Annotated in this window: 19 protein-coding genes and 1 tRNA gene; 14 read left to right on the top strand and 6 right to left on the bottom strand. The window is 38.1% G+C overall.

Annotated features, from left to right (window positions below; all coding sequences use genetic code 11):
* Positions 1–3 precede the first annotated feature (3 nt).
* From glmM to R8495_RS06050, 3 genes are read left to right on the top strand one after another with little or no spacing between them, the layout of a single operon-like run.
* Positions 4–1,347 (top strand): phosphoglucosamine mutase, encoded by a 1,344-nt coding sequence (gene glmM / locus R8495_RS06060; protein ID WP_317634590.1) that lies wholly within the window; start codon positions 4–6, stop codon positions 1,345–1,347.
* Between the two features lie 11 nt (positions 1,348–1,358).
* Positions 1,359–1,988: a VanZ family protein gene (locus tag R8495_RS06055; RefSeq protein ID WP_317634589.1), complete on the top strand. Its 630-nt coding sequence runs from the start codon at positions 1,359–1,361 to the stop codon at positions 1,986–1,988.
* Positions 1,985–2,842 (top strand): NAD(P)-dependent oxidoreductase, encoded by an 858-nt coding sequence (locus R8495_RS06050; RefSeq protein ID WP_317634588.1) that lies wholly within the window; start codon positions 1,985–1,987, stop codon positions 2,840–2,842. The genes R8495_RS06055 and R8495_RS06050 overlap by 4 nt, the downstream gene beginning before the upstream one ends.
* A gap of 25 nt (positions 2,843–2,867) precedes the next feature.
* On the opposite strand, the gene pgmB is transcribed toward R8495_RS06050, so the two are convergent.
* Positions 2,868–3,545 carry a beta-phosphoglucomutase gene (gene pgmB / locus R8495_RS06045; protein ID WP_317634587.1) on the bottom strand — a complete coding sequence of 226 codons (678 nt, stop codon included), beginning with the start codon at positions 3,543–3,545 and terminating at the stop codon, positions 2,868–2,870.
* A 121-nt stretch (positions 3,546–3,666) separates the two neighbouring features.
* Here pgmB and R8495_RS06040 point away from each other — a divergent pair, with 121 nt between their 5' ends.
* From R8495_RS06040 to R8495_RS06025, 4 genes are all read left to right on the top strand, one after another.
* Positions 3,667–5,019 carry a glucose-6-phosphate isomerase gene (locus R8495_RS06040; protein WP_317634586.1) on the top strand — a complete coding sequence of 451 codons (1,353 nt, stop codon included), beginning with the start codon at positions 3,667–3,669 and terminating at the stop codon, positions 5,017–5,019.
* A 64-nt stretch (positions 5,020–5,083) separates the two neighbouring features.
* Positions 5,084–5,156 (top strand) — tRNA-Lys (locus R8495_RS06035).
* Between the two features lie 137 nt (positions 5,157–5,293).
* Positions 5,294–6,409: a cation:proton antiporter gene (locus tag R8495_RS06030; protein ID WP_317634585.1), complete on the top strand. Its 1,116-nt coding sequence runs from the start codon at positions 5,294–5,296 to the stop codon at positions 6,407–6,409.
* Between the two features lie 58 nt (positions 6,410–6,467).
* Positions 6,468–7,865 (top strand): FAD-binding oxidoreductase, encoded by a 1,398-nt coding sequence (locus R8495_RS06025; protein ID WP_317634584.1) that lies wholly within the window; start codon positions 6,468–6,470, stop codon positions 7,863–7,865.
* 2 nt (positions 7,866–7,867) lie between these two features.
* On the opposite strand, the gene glpK is transcribed toward R8495_RS06025, so the two are convergent.
* Positions 7,868–9,370, bottom strand: a complete 1,503-nt coding sequence (glpK, locus tag R8495_RS06020; RefSeq protein ID WP_317634583.1) for a glycerol kinase GlpK — start codon at positions 9,368–9,370, stop codon at positions 7,868–7,870.
* Positions 9,371–9,433: 63 nt separating this feature from the next.
* Between glpK and R8495_RS06015 the strand changes: the two genes are divergently transcribed.
* The 6 genes from R8495_RS06015 (at position 9,434) to R8495_RS05990 (ending at position 15,316) form a co-directional block, all read left to right on the top strand.
* Positions 9,434–10,174 carry a DUF975 family protein gene (locus R8495_RS06015; RefSeq protein WP_317634582.1) on the top strand — a complete coding sequence of 247 codons (741 nt, stop codon included), beginning with the start codon at positions 9,434–9,436 and terminating at the stop codon, positions 10,172–10,174.
* Positions 10,175–10,276: 102 nt separating this feature from the next.
* A complete protein-coding gene (locus R8495_RS06010) occupies positions 10,277–11,557 on the top strand; it encodes a Sapep family Mn(2+)-dependent dipeptidase (RefSeq protein WP_317636598.1) in 1,281 nt (426 codons plus the stop codon).
* On the top strand, positions 11,558–12,508 hold the full coding sequence (locus R8495_RS06005; protein ID WP_317634581.1) for a glycosylasparaginase: 951 nt from the start codon (positions 11,558–11,560) through the stop codon (positions 12,506–12,508).
* An 11-nt stretch (positions 12,509–12,519) separates the two neighbouring features.
* Positions 12,520–13,044 carry a GrdB-related putative oxidoreductase gene (locus tag R8495_RS06000; RefSeq protein ID WP_317634580.1) on the top strand — a complete coding sequence of 175 codons (525 nt, stop codon included), beginning with the start codon at positions 12,520–12,522 and terminating at the stop codon, positions 13,042–13,044.
* Positions 13,045–13,059: 15 nt separating this feature from the next.
* Entirely contained in the window at positions 13,060–14,373 is a 1,314-nt protein-coding gene (locus R8495_RS05995) for a PTS sugar transporter subunit IIC (RefSeq protein ID WP_317634579.1), read from the top strand.
* A gap of 376 nt (positions 14,374–14,749) precedes the next feature.
* Positions 14,750–15,316: a hypothetical protein gene (locus R8495_RS05990; protein ID WP_317634578.1), complete on the top strand. Its 567-nt coding sequence runs from the start codon at positions 14,750–14,752 to the stop codon at positions 15,314–15,316.
* A gap of 308 nt (positions 15,317–15,624) precedes the next feature.
* On the opposite strand, the gene R8495_RS05985 is transcribed toward R8495_RS05990, so the two are convergent.
* The 3 genes from R8495_RS05985 to R8495_RS05975 all read right to left on the bottom strand — a co-directional run bounded on the left by R8495_RS05985 (position 15,625) and on the right by R8495_RS05975 (position 18,224).
* Entirely contained in the window at positions 15,625–15,999 is a 375-nt protein-coding gene (locus tag R8495_RS05985; protein ID WP_317634577.1) for a hypothetical protein, read from the bottom strand.
* Positions 15,999–17,303, bottom strand: a complete 1,305-nt coding sequence (locus tag R8495_RS05980) for a nucleobase:cation symporter-2 family protein (protein ID WP_317634576.1) — start codon at positions 17,301–17,303, stop codon at positions 15,999–16,001. The genes R8495_RS05985 and R8495_RS05980 overlap by 1 nt, the downstream gene beginning before the upstream one ends.
* Before the next feature lie 123 nt (positions 17,304–17,426).
* Complete coding sequence (locus tag R8495_RS05975; protein WP_317634575.1) at positions 17,427–18,224, bottom strand: SLAP domain-containing protein; 798 nt, start codon at positions 18,222–18,224, stop codon at positions 17,427–17,429.
* Between the two features lie 239 nt (positions 18,225–18,463).
* Here R8495_RS05975 and R8495_RS05970 point away from each other — a divergent pair, with 239 nt between their 5' ends.
* Positions 18,464–19,138 carry a hypothetical protein gene (locus tag R8495_RS05970; RefSeq protein WP_317634574.1) on the top strand — a complete coding sequence of 225 codons (675 nt, stop codon included), beginning with the start codon at positions 18,464–18,466 and terminating at the stop codon, positions 19,136–19,138.
* A gap of 66 nt (positions 19,139–19,204) precedes the next feature.
* On the opposite strand, the gene R8495_RS05965 is transcribed toward R8495_RS05970, so the two are convergent.
* On the bottom strand, positions 19,205–19,996 hold the full coding sequence (locus tag R8495_RS05965; RefSeq protein WP_317634573.1) for an SH3 domain-containing protein: 792 nt from the start codon (positions 19,994–19,996) through the stop codon (positions 19,205–19,207).
* Positions 19,997–20,000 lie beyond the last annotated feature (4 nt).

Genomic DNA, 20,000 nt, shown 5'->3' with positions numbered 1-20,000 from the left:
AATATGACAAAATATTTTGGAACCGATGGAGTTAGAGGAGTTGCTAACATTACGCTAAAACCAGAGATGGCTTTTAAGTTAGGCCGTTGTGGAGGCTTTGTCTTAACTAAGGGCAGCACTGAATATGCAAAAGTTGTAGTGGCGCGTGATACTAGAGCATCAGGAGAAATGTTAGTTTCAGCCTTAGTTGCTGGTCTCTTATCAGTAGGAGTTGATGTAGAAAATATTGGTGTTATCACTACGCCAGCACTTTCCTATTTGATCAAAAAATTTAACCTTTCTGCTGGAATTATGGTTTCAGCTTCACATAACCCTGCGGAAGACAATGGAATAAAGTTTTTTGGTAGTGATGGTAATAAATTATCTGATCAAATGGAAGAAGAGATTGAGAAATTTATTGATGCAAAAGAAGATACACTGCCGCGTCCAAGTGCAAAAGGTTTAGGCAAAGTTTTAACGCTTCCTGGAGCTTTAGATTGCTATGTGGAGTTTTTACAAGGGTATGCACTTGATTATCAGAGTAAACTCAATATCATTTTAGATACAGCAAACGGTGCTGGAAGTCAGGTAGCACCGACGCTTCTTAGTAAGCTTAATTTGAGTTATGAAGTGATGGCCGATCATCCAGATGGACTTAATATTAATAAAGGCGTTGGTTCAACACATCCTGAAAAGTTAATGGAAGCTGTGCCAACGCAGCATTTTGACGTTGGTTTTGCAATTGATGGTGACGGGGATCGCTGTTTGGCTGTAGATGAGTTTGGCAAAATTGTTGACGGCGATAAGATTATGTATATCATTGCTAGCTATTTGAAATCGCACGATGAACTTCCTGGCAACACTGTTGTCACTACGGTCATGAGTAATATTGGCTTATTTAAGGCATTGGATCATGTTGGTATTGATCATCAAGTTACGGCTGTGGGAGATCGCTATGTGAGCGAAAATATGTTTAAGAACGGTTTTGTGGTCGGCGGAGAGCAGTCCGGGCACATTATTCTAAGTAATTATCACAACACAGGTGACGGACTTTTAACGATGGTAATGCTGTTAAATATTATGGTTAGTGAAAATAAAACATTATCTGAGTTGGCGGCACCAGTTCGAACTTTTCCGCAGAAATTAGTTAATATCAAGGTGAAAGATAAGAATTCTTGGGAAAAATCAAGTAAACTTCAAGACAAAATTAAAGTAATAGAAGAAGAACTTGCGTCCGATGGGCGAGTTTTGATTCGACCAAGTGGGACGGAAAATCTTTTGCGGATTATGGTTGAAGCGCCAACTGATGAATTAGTAAATAAATATATTAATGAACTCAGTGCAGTTGTTGCCGAAGAACTGAGTTAGATTGTCGATCAATGTATATTTTTGGAACACTTTATCGATATCTATACCAGAATTGGGGCTATCGTTATATTAACTTTGGAATTGTAAAAATGGGTTTTATTGCTTTAGATAAAACTATCGTTTATTTCCTTATGTTTTTAATTTTGCGGACTTTATTTAATTTCTTTTGGCGCAAAAAGGGCACTACGATTAAACGTGAATTAACATTTGATTTATTCATGTTTTACTTGATTTTTATCTTGTTTTTTACAGTGTTCCGACAAGTTTATTGGCCTTGGCAGATAACTTTAGATTTTCATCGCCCATTATCGGAAGTAAATTGGGTTCCTTTTGTTCAGACTATTAAAATGACCAATGGAATTACAAAAGTTGCTTTGATTTACAATTTTTTGGGAAATATTGTTCTTTTTATGCCGATCGGTTTTTTGCTTTGCGCAATCAGGAAGAAGCCTCATCATAAAGTAATGGCATTTTTTGCAGGATTTTGCTTGTCACTGTTTATTGAAATCTCACAGTTTCTTTTACATTCCGGTCAAACTGATGTTGATGATTTGATTTTTAATTCGGTTGGGATGGTAATTGGATTGATGATTTATCACTTGTTATTTGAAAGAAAAAAGAAAAAAAGACGTCGAAGATGAAAATAGGTTTTGTTGGAACAGGCGTAATGGGGTCGAAAATGGTCATTAATCTTTTAAATGCGGGTTATGAGGTCAATGTCTATAACCGGACCAAAGCTCATGCGCAAGAAGTGATTGACCATGGTGCGAAATGGTGTGATAGTCCAAAAACTGCGGCTTTAAAATCAGATTTGATAATCACAATTGTTGGTTTTCCAAAGGATGTCAGAGAAGTCTATTTTGGACCCACGGGGATTTTTGCAGGCGCGCATCCTGGTCTTTTGGCCATTGATATGACAACTAGTTCCCCTAAATTAGCAATAGAAATTGCTGCTAAAGCACAAGAATTTAAAATGTCAGCGCTGGATGCACCAGTTTCAGGTGGTGATGTTGGAGCCCAAAAAGAAACGCTTACGATCATGGTCGGAGGCCGAAAGGAAGACTTCCAACGAGCATTGCCAATTTTTGAAGTTTTAGGTAATTCGGTGAGGCTTTTCGGCCACTCAGGCCAAGGACAAAAATCTAAGATGGCTAATCAAATTATGATTGCCGGGACCATGACAGGCATGGTTCAATCGCTCTCATATGCTAAGAAATCCGGTCTTAATCAAGCTGATATTATTGAGATGATTTCTCAAGGTGCTGCCAAAAACTGGAGTATGAGTAATTACGGTCCAAGAATTTTAAAGGGAGATTTTAAGCCAGGATTTTCCGCAAAGCATTTTTTAAAAGATTTGCGGATAGCTTTGGAGTCGGCTGAAGAATTGGGACTTGAGATGCCAGCGACGAAAACTGCGCGTGATTTGTATCAAATTATGGTTGATGATGAACTCGGTGATGAAGGCACGCAAGCTCTGATTAAAATTTATCGTTAAAAAAATCCTCTTGTTCGGAGGATTTTTAGTTAGCAGTCATTTTTTCTTTGATTGCTTGAAGGGTAACTTCCTTGGTATTCGCAAAAATTAGATTTGCTTCGTGCAAAATTTTTGCATCGCCGATTCCCAAAGATGTTTCGCCAGCCTTATTAATTGAAGTAACTCCAGCAGCTGCATCTTCTACTCCGATAACTTTATCAGGATCTAAGTGCATTACTTCGGCAGCTCGGATATAAATTTCAGGATCTGGTTTGCCTAATTTTAAACTCGCCGGATCTACAATTCCTTCAAAAGAATCCGTTAAACCCAAGCGTTCTAAAATTACCGGAGCATTGCGAGAAACCGAAGCGAGAGCCAATTTGTAATGATTTTGGTGCAGACTTTGAATAAAATCGAGCATGCCAGGTAAAATATCATCTGGCGTGAGCGTTTTGATTAAATTCACATAATTGTGATTTTTTTCATCAGCCAACTGTTCTTTTTCAGTATCGGAATATTCTGTTTCATGTCCACCAGCCTTTAAGATCATTTCAAGACTAGTCATTCGATCGATGCCTTTGAGATTATCGGCAAGTTGAGAAGTCCATTTGGTGCCTACTTGTTCAGCTACTTGCTGCCAAGCCATTGCGTGGAACTTTGCGGTATCTGTAATAACGCCGTCAAGATCGAACGCAAAACCAGATATTTCGGAAAATGTAACCATAATTTGTAAAATCCTTTCATTTTTGAACTTCTATATTTTAAGGTTTTACGCATTGAGTTTCAAATCCTGGTAATAAACGTGGTAAAATAAAAAAGTAAACTAAAAAACGGAGAAAAAAGCAATGACAACTATTAAATTTGACTATTCGCCTTTGACGAAATTTGTTCACGAAAATGAACTGCCTGAAATTCAGAAAATGGTAACTGCCTGTGACGATGAATTAAGACATAAAACTGGTGCCGGGAAAGATTTTATTGGTTATGTTGATTTGCCAGTCGAATATGATCACGAAGAATTTGATCGCATCAAAAAAGCCGCCGCTAAAATTCGCCAAGATTCCGAAGTTTTCGTAGCAATTGGAATTGGTGGCTCTTATTTAGGTGCCCGGATGGCGTGTGATTTTCTAAACCTTAACTATGGTAATTGGCAAAAAGATCATGAAGGTCCAATTGTACTTTTTGCGGGAAATTCGATCAGTGGAACTTATTTGCAGGAAATTCTTGATCTGATTGGTGATAAGAGTTTTTCAATTAACGTCATTTCAAAATCAGGTACAACAACTGAGCCTTCAATTGCTTTTCGAGTTTTGAAAAAGAAGCTCGTTGATAAATACGGCAAAGAAGAAGCAGCAAAAAGAATTTATGCAACAACTGATAAAGCTAAAGGTGCACTTAAGACTGAGGCTGACGCTGAAGGATACGAAGAATTCGTTGTACCCGATGCAATTGGCGGACGTTATTCAGTGATGAGTGCAGTTGGTTTGTTGCCGATCGCGGTTGCTGGTGGCGACATTGATAAATTGATGGAAGGTTTTGCTGCTGGAAGAGAAGCGTATAGCAATCCTGATTTAAGTCAAAATGAAGCTTATCAGTACGCTGCTTTACGTAATATTTTGATGCGTAAAGGCTACAATGTTGAAATTCTTGAAAATTATGAACCATCACTTCAATATTTAGGCGAATGGTGGAAACAATTAGCAGGTGAATCAGAAGGAAAAGATCAAAAAGGAATTTATCCTTCATCAGCTAACTTCTCTACTGACTTGCATTCTCTCGGCCAGTATATTCAAGAGGGTCAACGCTTCTTATTTGAGACTGTCGTAATGGTTGATCATCCAAAATATGACGTTGAAATTCCAGTTGAAGAAGAAGATTTGGATGGCTTAAAGTATCTTGAAGGAAAAAATATGAATTACGTTAACGAACAAGCCTATCGTGGGGTAGTAATTGCCCATACTGATGGTGGAGTTCCTGTTATGACAATTCATATTGATCAGCAAGATGAATTCACCTTAGGTCAATTAGTTTATTTCTTTGAAATTGCAATTGGAATCAGCGGCTACTTAAATGGAATTAATCCATTTAATCAACCAGGTGTTGAAGATTATAAGCGAAATATGTTCGCTTTATTAGGAAAACCAGGGTTTGAAGAGCAGACAAATGAAATCAAACAGCGCGAAGGAGATTTTTTCTAAATAAAGTCTTGCATCAATTTGTCTAACGTGCTATTATATTTAAGTCGTTTGACGGCTTAGATATGGGCGGCTAGCTCAGTTGGTAGAGCAGCGGACTCTTAATCCGTGGGTCCAGGGTTCGAGCCCCTGGCCGCCCATCTTATTGAATCCCAGGACTGGGGTTCTTTTTTTATAATAATCATTGGTTGGAGCAAAAGCTTTCAAGAAATTTTCCTCTGTTTTGGGTTAACGAGGAGTTTTTTGGAAGCTTTTTCGCATTCAAGAAAGGTTTGAAATGAATTTTATTGCTCAGCTTTTGGTAATTTTGATGTTTGCCTTAATTTGCGGTTCGATCAGTGCCAAGCTTAATTTGCCACTAGTATTAGGAGAATTACTTGCGGGGCTTATTATCGGTCCAGCATTTTTAAATCTCGTTAGCACAAACGATTTTCTTGAAGTGTGTTCTGAACTCGGGGTCGTAATTTTGATGTTCCTTGCGGGACTTGAAAGTAAGTTATCCAGTCTTAAAAAAGTCTTAAAACCTAGCGTTTTAGTTGCGGTAATAGGTTTGGTGATTCCGATCATTGTAGCGGGGGTAACTGGCTTAGTCTTCGGTTTTAGTAAACCTGCAAGTATTTTTTTAGGAGTCACTTTTGCAGCTACTTCCGTATCTATTTCAGTCGAAGTTTTAAAAGAGCTCAACAAACTTCAAAGTAAAGAAGGAGCGACAATTTTGGGCGCCGCTGTGGTCGATGATGTGTTAGCTGTAATCACGTTAAGTTTTATTAGTAACTTTGGAGGTCAGCCTTTTCGAATTACTTTGTTAAAACAAGTGGGGGGTCTGACTTTAATTCTTGCTGTCAGCTGGTTGATCGTTCCTTTAGTAATAGATTTTAGTGCCAAACTTCCGATGCCAAACGCTAAATCTTTAATGGCGCTAATTATTTGCTTCGGGATGTCTTATTTAGCAGAAATAAGTGGATTAAGCGCTGTTATCGGCTCTTTTTTCGCAGGACTCGCAATCGGACAAACTAAATACAAAAAAGCAATTTTTGAACCAATTAATTTTAGTGGTGAGCTAATTTTCATTCCGATTTTCTTTGCAAGCATTGGTTTAAAAATGAATATCAAAGAATTATTTGCAAATTTTGGTCTCTTTATCGCTTTAACTCTCGGAGGAATTTTTTCGAAGTTATTAGGAGCAGGTCTTGGCGCAAAAATTGCTGGGTTTAATTGGTCGAGCGCGCTCATGGTAGGCGCAGGCATGGTTTCTCGTGGAGAAATGGCGTTAATTATTGCTAAATTAGGTCTAAAAAATCATCTTTTTTCAATTGATAGTTATTCGGCGATCGTGGGTGCTATTATTGTCACAACCATCATTGCACCGCTAATCTTAAAACGGACAGCTTGAAAATTTAATAATCTATTGAAAAGTGTTACAATAAACCCAGAGAAAGGAAGCGGGTTTAATGGCAATTTTTACAGCTGAAACACATCAAGAAATGATGGATTTTTTAAAGAAACAGACACCGCACGCAAATATACACGTCGATGATGAAGAAGCACTCAAACATAGCGCAAATGGAAAGGCTGAAGATTCAATTCAGGGGAAAATTTTCGCTTACGTTGAGGTTGGAGATATTGAAGATATTAGAGGCACGTTAAAAACTGCCCGAAAGTATCATTTGCCGGTAGTACCTCAAACAGCAGACACCAGCACAGTGATTGGTGCCGATGGGATTAACGGTTCGATTATTTTGTCACTCAAAAGATTAAATCGAATAAAGGAGCTGAGCGTTGACGACGCTTTAGCAGTCGTTGAACCGGGTGTGATCAACCAAGATCTAGATCGGGCAGCACGCAAGAAAGGAATGTTTTATGCTCCCGATCCCGCTTCTAAGCCGATTTCATCGATTGGCGGAAATGTTTCGACCAACGCTGGTGGTATGAGTTGCTTGAAATACGGTGCGACTAAAGATAACGTTTTGGGTTTAAAAGTGATGCTTGCAGATGGAAGAGAGTTAAAACTTGGAGGTCGAACGTTAAAGCAGGCTTTTGGTTATGATTTAACGCAACTGTTTATTGGTTCTGAAGGCACTTTAGGAATCGTAACAGAGATTACTGTTAGATTAAGACCACTACCTCAAGGTCAATCAGTTACTGGAATCGCCTTCTTTGAAAATATGACAGCTTTAGCCAAAGGAGTTAATAAATTACGTCTTTCTGGTCTTAATTTCTCAATGTTAGAAGCGCTTGATGGAAAAACTGTTGTAGCTCTTGATCAGTATGAGAAAACCCATTATTCCAAATCAGCTGATTCTTCAATGTTAATTTTTGGATTTGATGATGCATCTGAGGAGGAACCAAAAGTTAGCGAGAAAATTTTAAAAGAGAGTGGTGCTTGGGGAATTGACATCACCACTGATCATGAAAAAGCCAAGAAGTTGATCAAAATGCGACAGGATATGTTGGTAGCCGTTTTTGCTCAATCCAAATATTATATAATGGAGGATATGGCGGTTCCTTTATCCAAGTTGGCTGAGATGGTTGACTATATTGGACAAGTTGCAAAGAAACAAAATGTTGACATATACACTGCTGGACATGCAGGAGATGGGAATTTACATCCGACTCTTTTGTGGAATAATCAGCCAGATGCACCGGAAGAAGTAATTGAGGCAATCAGATTACTTTTTAGAAAAACTTTGAGCCTAGGTGGAACAATTTCTGGCGAGCACGCAGTAGGAATGTCTAAGAATCAATGGACAGTCGAAGAGTTAGGCAGCGATGTGGACCAAATTCAACATGAAATTAAAAATATTTTTGATCCACTCGGAATCCTTAATCCAAAACGAAAAATTAACTAGAGCTAAAAATCGGGATTTTTAAATATTCTGGTAGCAGTAACAGCCTTTTGCCAGCCAAGATATAATTTTTGTCTTTTTTCTGGATTCATTTTTGGATAAAAAATTTCGCCTTTACTATATTCGATTAATTCGTTAAGATCTCGCCAGTAGCCAACGGCGAGTCCAGCTAGAAAAGCAGCGCCGAGGGCAGTTGTTTCCAAATTATGGGCTCTTTTGATGGGAATGTTAAGAATATCAGCTTGAAATTGCATCAAATAGTCATTCTTTGCTGCGCCACCATCAACATTCAGTAAATTGATTTTGACGTCAGTATCTGAGTGCATGGTGTCGATCACATCTCTGGTCTGGTAAGCAATCGATTGTAAAGTGGCTTTGATGAAGTCATTGCGACTTGTACCCCGCGTGATTCCGAAAATTGCTCCTCTGGCGTCGGCGTCCCAATAAGGAGCACCAAGTCCAGTAAATGCGGGGACTACATAAACTTCATCTTCATTAGTTGATTCAATTGCTGCTTGATAAGAATCTTCAGAAGAACTAAGCAACTGCATTTGGTCACGTAGCCACTGAATTGCCGAACCAGCGACATAAATGCTTCCTTCAAGAGCGTAATAAACTTCGTCATTAATCCCATAGGCAATAGTAGTTAGTAGATTATTTTGCGATAATTTAATTTCTTTACCAGTGTTCATCATGACAAAAGAGCCAGTGCCATAAGTGTTTTTGACCGTTCCAGGCTCAAAAGACATTTGACCGAACGACGAGGCTTGCTGGTCTCCTGCCATGCCAGAAATCGGAACGTTGCTGCCGAAGAAATTATAACTTGCAGTATAGCCATAGATCTCGGAATTTGATTTAACTTCTGGTAGCATCTTTTTAGGAATCTTTAGAACTTGCAGGATATCTTTATCCCAAGTTAGATCATGAATATTAAATAGCATCGTCCGACTGGCGTTAGTGTAGTCGGTGACGTGGACCTTGCCGCCAGTCATTTTCCAAATTAACCAAGTATTAATCGTTCCAAATAGCAATTCGCCTTTTTCAGCTCGTTGTTGAGCTCCTTTGACGTGATCTAAAATCCAGCGAATTTTAGTAGCGGAGAAATAAGAGTCGATTAAAAGACCAGTTTTTTGAGGAATATCTTCGGCGATTTCTTTTTGCTTTAATTTTTGTACAATTTCTTCAGTTTGACGTGATTGCCAAACAATCGCGTTGTAAATCGGTAAGCCAGTGGACGCATCCCAAATAATAGTAGTTTCACGCTGATTAGTAATCCCAATCCCGGCAATTTGTTCTGGTTTAATATTGTTTTGAATAAAACAATCGGCGATCGTTGACGACACAGCATTCCAAATTTCATTAGCATCATGCTCAACCCAACCCGGATGCGGAAAATATTGGGTAAATTCTCTTTGAGCTTCACTAATTCTGGAACAAGTTCGGTTAAAGATAATGGTGCGAGTGCTGGTCGTGCCTTCGTCAATTGCCATAATATATTTGTCAATCAATTTTTTTCTCCTTATATCTATGTTATAATTTATAAGATTTTTGAGTATAATTTGGAGGATTTAATGGAAACTTATAAAACTCGTGGAGAATTGAAACGAGAAGTAAAAGATTTATACCACGGTAAATGGTCGACTGCAGTTAAGTTGAATTTAGTTCCAATTTTTTTAAATATTGCCGCAGTAGCTTTTATTGCTGTGTTTGGTTTTATCTTTATTTTTTTATTTGCCGGTTTATGGAACTATAATAAAACCAATTCAGACATAGTTTCTAACGGCGGGTTTGGAACTTATTCAGGAGGCATCTTATGGGGATTTTTGACAGCATTAATTAATACTGGGATTTTGTATAAAACAGTCGATTGGCTTAGAACAAAAGAAGCACCACGTGAATTTCTAAAAAGTGCTTTTTCGGTCTTTAGTAAAAAATATTTTCTAGGCGTGCTGGTGATTCAAATCTTAACTCAAATTTTTACATCTTTGTGGATGTTATTGTTTATTATTCCAGGGATCGTAAAAGCTTTGGCTTATTCGCAAGCACTCTTTATTTTTAAAGATATAACTGAGATAAATGCCAATGGCGACGTGAGCTATTTTGATTGTATCACGAAGAGCCGTTCCTTAATGGTTGGTCATAAGTGGCGCTTGTTTGTCCTTCAGCTTAGTTTTCTTGGTTGGGATCTTCTCAATATGATGACTCTCGGGATTGGTTCATTTTGGTTGACACCATACAAGAACGGTACTTATGCTGCTTTTTATAACGACTTGGCTTCTAAGTCCTCAGTCCAATTAGATAATGAATGGTAAAAACGATAAAGGCAAAAAGCAGTACTTGCCTTTTTTTGTTGTATAATTTAGTTGATCTTTTATTAGAAAGAAGAAATTAAATTGATTACATCAAAGTTGATTATGGAGGAACAGCCGAAGTTTCTGGCGGATTTAGCGAAAATAATTGCAATTCCTAGTGTTCGATCTGAGGCAAAATCTCATGCGCCGTTTGGACTTGGTCCTCGTCAAGTATTATCAGAAGTTGTTCAATTAGCAAGACAATATGATTTTAAATATGAGGTTGTTAATGATGCAATGGCTTACGTTCAGTGGGGTGATGATAATGACAATTATTTCGGAATTGTCGGGCACTTGGATGTCGTGGGAGCAGGAGATAACTGGACAAGTGATCCTTTTACCTTAAGACAAAGGGGAGATTATCTTTACGCACGAGGAATTTTAGATAATAAAGGTCCCAGTATTGCATGCCTTTATGCCTTAAAAATTTTGAAAGATCAGGGTTATCTGCCTAAAAAAACAATTCGGATCATTTTCGGATCTGATGAAGAAAGCGGAAGTAATGATATTCCACTTTATCTTGCAAAAGAAAAGGCTCCGCAGTTTGGTTTCACTCCTGATTGTAAATTCCCGGTTGTCTACGGAGAACGAGGAATTGTTAATTACGAAATTTTCACGCCAATTAATGAAGATCAAGTCAGTGAGATAACTGGCGATCAAGCACCTGATCACGTTCCTGATGAACTGAAAATAATGATCAATCAAGAGAGTTATGTTGCTAAAGGCAAGAGATCACCAACGAATGCACCTGAGTTAGGAGTTAATGCGATCACTGTTTTAACACAACAAATCTTAGCGCAGGATTTAGTTCATGGAGAGCTAAAAGATTATTTTACGTGGTTAGATCAAGCACTTAGAGATAAACATTATGGTGAAGGTTTGGGGCTTGAATTTAGTGATCCTGCAAGTGGTCGCTTGATTGTGACTCCGTATTTTCTACAAAAAAGTGACGCTGGTTGGACTTTAAAAATAGCGATGCGTTATCCAGTGACTTATACGGAATCACAAGTGACCGAACAACTAAAGAAGGCAGTATTTTCGGGGAGTCAAATCAAGATAATTCGGAGTATGCCTTCGGTTATGCATGATCCAAATAGTCCAGAAATTCAAATTTTATCTCAGGTCTATGAAGATTTGACAAAGCTTGATGGAACGCCAGTGACGACCACTGGTGCCACTTATGCCCGTTCGATGCCTAATATTGTGGCGTTTGGACCCTCGTTTCCGGGGCAAAAAGGAATTGCACACAAGGAAGATGAATGGATGAAGATTGATGATTTAATGCTTAATTTAACAATTTATTTAAATGCGATTTTTAAATTAGCGATCGAAGGAGGAGAATAGATGACTTGGGCAACAATTGCGACTTGGCGGATGGCATACGAAGGAATGCAGAAAGCTAGTGAAATTTTAGCAGCAGATGGTTCTGCGGGAGATGCCGTGGAGAAATTAATCAATGAGGTTGAGGCGTATCCTTACTATAAATCGGTGGGATATGGAGGCTTGCCGAATGAAGAAGGTGTTGTCGAAATGGATGCAGCGTTTATGGACGGCGATACGTTAGCTCAAGGTTCGGTTGCGGGAATCCAAAACGTAATGCACGCAGTCTCAGTCGCCCGATCTTTAAGCAGTGAGCACTATAATAGTTTTCGAGTTGGGGCGGGGGCGACTAAATATGCTTCATTGCATGGCTTTGAAATGACAAATATGCTGACAGATCGAGCGAAGGCACGTTGGCAGAAACGCCTGCGTGAAACCCAAGAAAATAATTTGAATCCGTATAACGGTCATGACACAGTTGGGGCGATAACCTTATCAAATAAGGGATCAATGGCAGCAGCAACTTCTACCTCCGGTCTTTTTATGAAGAAATCCGGACGCGTTGGCGATTCTCCTCTCTCAGGCTCAGGTTTTTATGTTGACAGTGAGATCGGCGGCGCTGCTGCGACAGGCTTAGGTGAGGATATTATGAAAGGCTGCATGTCTTATGAAATTGTACGCCGGATGGCTGATGGGCAAAGTCCTCAAGCTGCATGCGATGAAGCAGTTTATCCGTTTATCGAAAAATTAAAAAAACGTTACGGTAAAGCTGGTGAATTTTCACTCGTTGCCTTAAATAATCAAGGCGAATGGGGGATCGCTACTAATGTTGAATTTACTTTCTGCGTGGCGACCGATCAACAGGCACCAAAAATTATGATTGCCTATCCAGATGCTAATCAGACTACTAGAATTGAGCCGATTACAAAAGAATGGCTTGATGCTTACGAAAAACGGATCAAAGAACCAATTTAAAGGAGAGAAAGTTGAAAGTTATTATTATTTTAGACCAAATTCAAGCAGGTTTGGGCGGCAAAGAGCACGCAGATACTCCTCTAGGCGGCAAGAAAATGCCAATGGGGAGTGCCGATAATGTTGAAAAAGCCCTCAAAAATTATCAAGGAGAAATCATTGGTACTTTTTATTGTGGAACCGATTATTATCAGGCAAATCGTGATTTAGTTCAAAGAAAGTTTGCTAAGATGGCAGAAAAGATGGAAGCTGATGTAGTAATTTTGGGACCAGCTTATGATTATCCAGATTTTTCTCAAATGGCTTGTGAAATAGCTGATTATATTCAATCACAAACAAAAATTCCAGCGCTTGTTGCTTGCGCTAAAGAGAAGAATGAAGAACTGATTGAAAAGTACCATGATAACTTAGTTATTGTGAAGATGCCTCCTAAGGGTGGAACGGGATTATCAGATTCGATCGAGCACGTTGCTTTGGGGTGCGACACGGTTGTTCAAAATCATGATGTAGCTGATTTTAAGGCTAAGTATTGTTATTAAGGGGATTTTTAGTATATGCAAAAGAAAATTGAAAAAGTTCTAATGCCGATGGCGGTTAAGCTCGGGAATAATGTTGTTTTGCGTTCCTTAAGAGATGGTTTTATGATTGTGATGCCTTTAATTATGGTCACTTCATTTTTCCTTTTGTTGGGAAATTTTCCAGTAAAAGGTTGGAACCCTTTCTGGGAAGGAATTTTTGGTAAAAATTGGGACATGTGGTTCAGTGCAGTATACAATTCGGTATTTAGTTTTACTGGACTCTTATCTTGTTTGGGGATTGCCTATTGTTATGCAAAAAATCGGGATTTAGAGCCGATTCATATTGCTGCGGTTGCTTTGGTCGCATTTTTGATCTTAACCCCGACCTCATTTAACGTCGGCAAAACGACAGTTTCAGCTGTTAAAACAGAATTTGTGGGCGCTAACGGTGTTTTCCTTGGGATTTTAATTGCAATTTTTAGTGTTGAAATTTATCGCTTTGCGGTTAAACGGCATTGGACAATCAAAATGCCTGATGGGGTTCCACCAGCGGTCACTCAATCATTTGATGCACTGTTACCAAGTGCTTTAGTCATTATCGTATTCTTCTTGGTTCGGATAATATTTAGCGTTACTAGTTTTCAAACGGCTTATAATTTTATTTATACGATCTTGCAGGCCCCTTTAAAACATGTAGGGAACAGTCTGCCCTCAGTTTTACTTTATAATTTCCTTGCTAGTTTACTTTGGTGTATTGGGATTAATGGTCCAACGATCACAAACTCGGTATGGTCTCCAATTTTCTTCGTTTTGACCCAGGACAATCTAAGTGCTTGGAATCATCATCAACCACTGCCTCATATTTATACTCAGCCTTTTATTGACATGTTCACTACTTACGGCGGAGGAGGGAGCACTTTATCGCTTCTTATCGTGATGTTTGTTGTTTGTAAATCGAAACGGATCCGGGAATTGGCAAAACTTGCTATCATGCCAGGAATTTTTGGGATCAATGAACCACTTATCTTTGGTTTGCCGGTTGTTTTGAATCCGATTATTGCAATTCCCTTTATCTTGACTCCAACGATTAATACGTTAATCTCTGGGTTGGCATTTTCTTGGCACTTGCTTCCCTTTACTAATGGGATTCAACTAACTTGGACGACACCGCCGATTATTTCTGGTTGGCTTACTACCGGAAGTTGGAAAGGTCCAGTGCTGCAGATTTTTGAAATTATTTTAGGAATTTTCATTTACTATCCATTTATCAAAATGTTAGATCGTCAGTATTTAGCAGAAGAAGCAAAAGCGCATGCTGATGATTTAGATATTGACTTTAGTGAAGTTTAAATCTTGATAGGATCTTCTTTGGGATCCTTTTTTTGAACAGGAAAAATTTGATCTTACGGATCTGAAATTACATTTTGGTAAGTGGGAAGAACGTCATTCATTACCGGAGGATATTTTAAAACCGCTTCAGCAAGACTTTGCTGATTTTTCAGATCAAGTTGAAATCCTCAAAAACCTTGATCTAAATAGCGATGTTTCAGAACTTCGACTGAACAAATTAGGTGAAGTGATGGATTTACTGGATAATCATTTTTTCCTTTTTGGTGCCTTTGAGCATACAATTACGGATTCTCTGCCAAGTTTTAGTCGGCAAAAACTAAAAAGTTGGCTTTAGCTTTGTCGAAGATGGTTGATAAGCCTGAATTGGAGGAATTAGTTGAATATTTTTAAAAGGTTTAACATCAAATTAGAATTTTTTCCTTTATTGTTAGTGATCTCTGCGATGTTTTTAAGCCAACAGTTCCTAATGAAGGCTAAGAATTATGACGTTGATCGAAGATTGAAAATTGAAAGAGTTGCCGGTAGTGGAAAAGACTGCGTCATATATTATGAAAGAGGATTTATCAATGATTATCGAGTTCATGCTTACGGAAGAAGAAAAGGTAATAAAATGGTTCCTCATGAGATTGTTTTTGGAGGACCTGGTGGCGATGATGGTTTTTCATGTGGTTTTGATTTTAATTTTACAAAACACACCGTTAATTTTTTCTATATTGATGGACCAGCCGAACAAGGCGATGTGTTTCATCAATCCTACGAAGAAGAATATGAAATTGATGACCGTGGCTTGATGGGAAAATTGCTGAAAGTAGAAAAGAGAAATGTCAGGGGTGACTATCCTCGTAAGGCACTTGATGAACATAAGAGTTTTTTTGAGATGCTTCGGACTAAAAATTTGACTTATGACGTTTTTAAACAAAAAGTGGAACGCGATTTAAAATAACATATCCCGATTCAGCTCAAGTTGCAATTCTTAAAAACGTTGATTTAAATCGCGAGATTTCAGGGCTGCGCTAGACAATAGCGATTCCTTACCAAGTTTTAGCTGGCAAAGTGAGTTGTTGCTAGGTCGAACATGAACACCAAAATAGAGATGAAGAAGGTAGAATAAATGGATCCCATTGAACAAGATTTAACTATCGAAGAACTCTTCGAAGATTATCACGAAGAACCTTTTCACACCAATTTGATTGACCTAGGTGAAGCAAAGGGAAATGAGGAATGGTAAGAACGATAATAAAAAAGCTGAGATTAACCGTATTTCTTGATGAATTCGGCTAACTCAGCTTTTTGTTCGTGATAACCAACCATGATTGATCGGACGGTGAATTTGGATCCCTTTTTATCTCCTTTGGGCTTAATAATGAACTTGTAACCCCAAATAGCTTTCTTTAAAAATGCTTCTTCTATTTGATCGTTTTCAGAGAAGAAAATATTTCCAACAAATTTTCCCATTGCGGTCAAAGGAATGATAGCAAGCCCCTGCCGGTTAAATGAAATAAAGTAATAATCATTTACGGAAGAAAAAATTCCACGGCGAGTGGTTACACAAATTGAATGCGTGTCATCATCTAATAAATCATTTTTCTTCAAAAAGTCATCGAGGTCCTGTTTTTTAAATCCCATTAAATTTCGCCTTCTTTTTTAGTGCCATTTAACAATAAATTCATTATAACAGCAGTTAAACTTCCGATCACCATTCCGTTACTTAAGATTGTCTGCATCGTAGCAGGCAAGAAATGAAATAGTTGCGGCTGAGTAGTAACTCCAAGACCAAGACCGACAGAAATAGCAATTACAAGCAGGTTTTTGGTGTTCATTTCCACCTGCGAAAGAATTTTGATTCCTTGGGATCCGACCATTCCAAACATTACCAACATTGCACCGCCAAGAACAGACGTCGGAATCAGATTAGCAATTGCTCCGACTTTAGGAATCATTCCGAGAATAATTAGAAAGAATGAAGAATAATAGACCGGTTTAAGGGTTTTGATTCCTGACAATTGAACGATTCCAACGTTTTGTGAGAATGTTGAGTAGGGAAAAGTGTTAAACAATCCTCCCAGAATCGCTGCAAGCCCTTCTGAACGATATCCGTCAGCTAAATCTCGCTCAGTAAGTTCCTGACCAACGACCTCGCTTAAAGCAAAATAAACACCAGTGGATTCAATCATACAAGTTAGGGCAGCTAAGATCATTGTGGCAATAGAAGACCACTCAAATTTGGGAGTTGAAAAGTAGAACAGCTGAGGGATTTGAAACCAATGAGCAGAACTCACGGCGCCAAATCCAACTTCTCCGAGACAAATCGCAATTAAGCTGCCAATCACAATCCCAATTAAAACTGAAATTTGTTGGACAAATCCTCGTCCCCAAATATTGATGCAGATAATAACTACGGCGGTAATCAGTCCTAAAAGCAAATTAATAGGTGCACCGAAATTCTTAGCGCTGCTATCTCCACCGCCAATATTTTGAAAAGCAACGGGGATTAACGTGAATCCGACTAACGTGATTAGAGATCCCGTTACTAATGGTGGGAAAAATCTCCGTAATTTAGCGAAAATGCCTGAAATTAAAAAAATAAAAATCCCAGCTGAAATAATTCCCCCGTACATGTAGCCAGGACCCAAAGTTTTGCCAATTTGTTGTAAAGGAGCAACGTATTCCACAGCACAACCAAGAACTACCGGCAGTCCAATCCCGGTAAGCGGAGTCCGCTTGATTTGAAGTAAAGTTGCAATTCCGCACATAAAAATATCTGCAGAAATCAGATAAGTCATTTGTTGCGTATTAAACCCAAGGGCGCCACCAATTAGGATTGGCACCAAGATATCACCTGAATACATCGCTAACAAATGCTGCAAGCCTAAAATTGCTGTTTTAAATACTGATTGATTATTTTCCAAAATTCCCTCCCTAATTTTCATTTATACTTCTAGAATACTATTTTAGAGCCTATTTTCAAAGGGAAAATCTTGAAAATTTTCATTTTTTGAGAAATAAAAAAAGCATTCAACTTTCTTCAAAATTGATGCTTAGATTTTAGTCCTTTAGTTGTGATTGTAGTCATATAAAGCAGCATAAGGTGTTTGGACCCATTGATTATTTCCAACATGATAATAACCATTTTGATATCCAAATACTTTCCAATAAGTACCGTCTTTCAAATATTGATTGGTTGGCTTGCTGCCATCTGGAGTTTGGAAGACCCGAACACCGTATCCTTTAATGTATTGGATTTGTAAGTAGGAACCCCCTACTGGAGTGTAGACGGGATTAAAAGAAACGTACTCGCTCTTGATCCATACTCCATCATTACCATGATAACTAGAAACATCATTCCACCAATAGTCTAAATTCTTTACTTTATTAAATTTATACCACGTTTCTCCTCCGACCACAGCTTTATGGGTAATATGAATAGCAGTGCCATGCGATTCGAAATGATCATCTTCAATGCCAGGAGCGTTATAAGTTTTTACTGTGTAATAAGGACCATAATTTATATAGCCAATTGTATCTAAATTTTCAACTGGAAAAACGGAGTACGATTGTTCAACCCATTGATCTTTACCGACATTATAATAACCATTTTGACTACCAAAGACCTTCCAAGTGCTGCCACTAGGTAAGAATCTGTCAGTTGAGAAATCAATGCCAGGCTTGCTGTATACACGGATTCCATATCCCTTTTTATAGTTAACTAACAAGTTTCCACTCAAAGGAGTCATTGCTTCTCCTTCATAAGTAGTTGCAGAGTTTGTATCTGCTAAAACCGTACCAGTAGCAGCAAGCGGGGATAGAAGAACCACTGCTGCTCCGATAATTTTTGTGAATTTGAATTTCATAATAATTTCCTCCGAAAAAGTATTCGCTTTCATTATATCATTTAAAGAATAAAAATAGAAATAATATTAAAAATATTCGGTTTGATTTTTTGGAGATAAATAGTGATATAAGGGTGAAAAAGATTATCTAAAGATGTGTGAGAAGATTCTAAGTGTCATGAAAGGTAAATGAAAAACACCTAATTGATAGAAAATACATTTTGTCATTTTCAACATTATTTTAGAAAAGGAGCTATAAGATGGATACGGAACAAGAAAAAAATCAAATGGATAATTTGATGAATAACGATAACATGGGTGTTGTTGAACCTGCATCAATTGCAGAAACACCGGAAGCAGTTGGCAATGTTATGCCGCAAGATGGCTTAACAGAACCAGTAATGCCTATGGAAACCCCAGAAGGACTTCCACAAGAAAGTGCAGTAGCACCTGCACCGATTGCAGAAAATATGTCCACTTTTAATTCATTAGCCAGAACAGTTGATCGAAATATTATCACTATTTATACTACACCAGGCTACGGGGTGAACGCAGTCAACCGAAATGGTGATATTATACCAGGGTCAAATCAAAAGTTGAAAAATGGTACAAGAGTACGGGCAACCAGAGTTTATTTGATAAATGGAAAGCCAGCTTACTATATTGGATCGGAGTACAGTGGTTGGTTTGTTTATCAAGCCTATACTGATCAAGTTAATGGTATTCAGATAAACTATGTTCCTGGATATGGCGTTAATGCTGTTGATCACAACGGAGATCGATCTTTAAACAGTAAAGAAACATTTTTTACTGATAGTATGTGGCGATTTTACTATAGTGAAGTGAAGAGGATCAATGGTTCGCTACATTACAAAGTTGGTGCGGACAAATATATTCCTTCGTATTATACATACGGTGGAGGATATGCCTTTTAATCATCGTAAATAAAAATAGGTCTCCAATTGGGGACCTATTTTGTTATCTTCAATAATTGATGTTTTTTAATTATGATTGTTGTCATATAAAGCGACATACGGAGCTTGAACCCATTGATTATTTCCTACTTGATAATAATCATTTTGATATCCAAATACTTTCCAATAAGTACCGTCTTTCAAATATTGATTGGTTGGCTTGCTGCCATCAGGTGATTGAAAGACCCGAATACTATATCCTTTAATGTATTGGACTTGCAGATAATTTTCTTTTAATGGAGTATAGATTGGATTAAAAGAGACGTAATCACTTGGAATCCACATTTCAGAGCCGTTAGTAGAACCTGTCCACCAACCATAGTTCAAATAATTTGTTTTATTGAATTGATACCAGGTTTTGCCATCGATTACACTTTTTTGAGTGATATTAAGGGCGGTTCCGTGCCTCAATATAACAGTGTTTTCCATTAAACTTGGATAAGTCGTTACTCTTACTCCATAAAATGGGACATAATTAACATATCCTATAGTATTGGAAGCCGTTGACTCAGAAGGATAGATTACGTCATCTTGTCTAACCCATTGGTTTTTTCCAACGTTATAACAACCGTTTAAATACCCGAATACTTTCCAGTTACTTCCCTTAGGTAATGTCGTTTTGGGAGGCATTGCATCATACGGGTTGTCAAAAACACCTGTGTTGTTATGCCTAATTAATAAACTTCCACTCAAAGGAGTCATTGCTTCTCCTCCATAAGTAGCCGCAGAGTTTGTATCTGCTAAAACTGTACCAGTAGCAGCAAGCGGGGATAGAAGAACCACTGCTGCCCCGATAATTTTTGTGAATTTGAATTTCATAATA

Source organism: Xylocopilactobacillus apicola (genome assembly GCF_033095985.1).
Lineage (GTDB): Bacteria > Bacillota > Bacilli > Lactobacillales > Lactobacillaceae > Xylocopilactobacillus > Xylocopilactobacillus apicola.
Note: the sequence above shows the minus strand (reverse complement) of the source record. Positions and strands in the feature narration are given on the sequence as shown.

Excerpts from the sequence above, each read along its gene's own strand:
- pgmB (WP_317634587.1), bottom strand. The coding sequence starts at position 3,545 with ATGGTTACATTTTCCGAAATATCTGGTTTTGCGTTCGATCTTGACGGC.
- R8495_RS05965 (WP_317634573.1), bottom strand. The coding sequence starts at position 19,996 with ATGAAATTCAAATTCACAAAAATTATCGGGGCAGCAGTGGTTCTTCTA.
- R8495_RS05985 (WP_317634577.1), bottom strand. The coding sequence starts at position 15,999 with ATGGGATTTAAAAAACAGGACCTCGATGACTTTTTGAAGAAAAATGAT.
- R8495_RS05980 (WP_317634576.1), bottom strand. The coding sequence starts at position 17,303 with ATGAAAATTAGGGAGGGAATTTTGGAAAATAATCAATCAGTATTTAAA.
- R8495_RS06015 (WP_317634582.1), top strand. The coding sequence starts at position 9,434 with ATGGAAACTTATAAAACTCGTGGAGAATTGAAACGAGAAGTAAAAGAT.
- R8495_RS06055 (WP_317634589.1), top strand. The coding sequence starts at position 1,359 with ATGTATATTTTTGGAACACTTTATCGATATCTATACCAGAATTGGGGC.
- R8495_RS06025 (WP_317634584.1), top strand. The coding sequence starts at position 6,468 with ATGGCAATTTTTACAGCTGAAACACATCAAGAAATGATGGATTTTTTA.
- R8495_RS06005 (WP_317634581.1), top strand. The coding sequence starts at position 11,558 with ATGACTTGGGCAACAATTGCGACTTGGCGGATGGCATACGAAGGAATG.
- R8495_RS05975 (WP_317634575.1), bottom strand. The coding sequence starts at position 18,224 with ATGAAATTCAAATTCACAAAAATTATCGGAGCAGCAGTGGTTCTTCTA.
- R8495_RS05970 (WP_317634574.1), top strand. The coding sequence starts at position 18,464 with ATGGATACGGAACAAGAAAAAAATCAAATGGATAATTTGATGAATAAC.
- glmM (WP_317634590.1), top strand. The coding sequence starts at position 4 with ATGACAAAATATTTTGGAACCGATGGAGTTAGAGGAGTTGCTAACATT.
- R8495_RS06030 (WP_317634585.1), top strand. The coding sequence starts at position 5,294 with ATGAATTTTATTGCTCAGCTTTTGGTAATTTTGATGTTTGCCTTAATT.
- R8495_RS06010 (WP_317636598.1), top strand. The coding sequence starts at position 10,277 with ATGGAGGAACAGCCGAAGTTTCTGGCGGATTTAGCGAAAATAATTGCA.
- R8495_RS05995 (WP_317634579.1), top strand. The coding sequence starts at position 13,060 with ATGCAAAAGAAAATTGAAAAAGTTCTAATGCCGATGGCGGTTAAGCTC.
- R8495_RS06050 (WP_317634588.1), top strand. The coding sequence starts at position 1,985 with ATGAAAATAGGTTTTGTTGGAACAGGCGTAATGGGGTCGAAAATGGTC.
- R8495_RS06040 (WP_317634586.1), top strand. The coding sequence starts at position 3,667 with ATGACAACTATTAAATTTGACTATTCGCCTTTGACGAAATTTGTTCAC.